Below are 1,269 nucleotides of genomic sequence, written 5' to 3' on the forward strand. Positions count from 1 at the left end.
GAGCCAGTAGCGGTCGCGGCGGAAGGCGTAGGTCGGCAGGTCGATGCGGCGTGCGCCGGTCCCGTCGTAGAACGCCTGCCAGTCGACCGCAATCCCACGTGTGAACAAGCGACCCAACGCGTTGAGCAGGGTCCGCGACTCGGGCTGCCTGGCCCGCAGCGCCGGTACGGCCACGACCGCGTCGGTGTTCCGGACCGCGGCGTCGGCCATCGCGGTCAGGACGGCGTCCGGCCCCAGTTCCAGCAGCGTGGTGACGCCGTCGTTCTCCAGGGCACGCACGGCATCCGCGAACCGCACAGGCTCGCGCACATGCCGCACCCAGTACCCGGCACTGGCCAGTGTCTGCTCATCGGCCAACTCACCCGTCACCGCCGACACCACCGCAATACGCGGCGGCCGATAGTCAAGCCCCTCGGCGACCCGCCCGAACTCCTCCAGCATCGGATCCATCAACGGCGAGTGAAACGCATGCGACACCGACAACCGCCGGGTCCGGCGCCCCCGCGAACGCAGAACCCGCACCACCTCCTCCACAGCCGCCTCCGCCCCGGAAACCACCACCGCCCCAGGCCCGTTGACCGCCGCCAGCCCCACCAGACCACCACCCGGCAGAAGCGCCCGCACCTCCTCCTCCCCCGCCTCCACCGCCACCATCGCCCCACCCGCCGGCAACCCCTGCATCAACCCGGCACGAGCCGCCACCAGCACACAGGCATCCTCAAGCGACAACACACCCGCCACATGCGCCGCAGCCACCTCACCGATCGAATGCCCCGCAACAACATCCGGCCGCACCCCCCACGACTCCAACAACCGGAACAACGCCACCTCGACCGCGAACAACGCAGGCTGCGTGAAACCGGTCTCATCCAGCCCCTCCCCGCCCGCGATCACACCCCCCAACGCACGCGGCAACAACGGATCCAGCCCCGCACACACCGCATCGAACGCCCCGGCGAACACAGGAAAGGCCGCATACAACTCCCCGCCCATCCCCACCCGTTGAGCACCCTGACCCGTGAACACAAACGCCGTCCGCCCCCTGCGCACGACCTGCGAACCACCAACGGCACCCTCAGCCAGCAACTGCAACCCCGCCAGCAGTTCCTCACGACTCGCACCGACAACCGCCGCACGATGCTCCAGCGCGGCACGCGCCGTCACCAGCGAATACCCCACATCCACCGGCTCCGCCTCAGGCCGCCCGATCAAGTGCTCACGCAACCGCCCCGCCTGAGCACGCAACCCCACCTCATCCCGCCCCGAGAC

The 1,269-nt window shown here is 69.8% G+C and carries 1 protein-coding gene; it reads right to left on the reverse strand.

All coding sequences use genetic code 11. The features are described from left to right. A partial coding sequence (locus tag ACFYX0_RS47910; protein ID WP_388982182.1) for an acyltransferase domain-containing protein occupies nt 1-1,269 on the reverse strand: 1,269 nt, incomplete at both ends.

The organism is Streptomyces sp. NPDC002573 (assembly GCF_042889625.1).
In the GTDB taxonomy this organism is placed as follows: Bacteria; Actinomycetota; Actinomycetes; order Streptomycetales; family Streptomycetaceae; genus Streptomyces; species Streptomyces gibsoniae.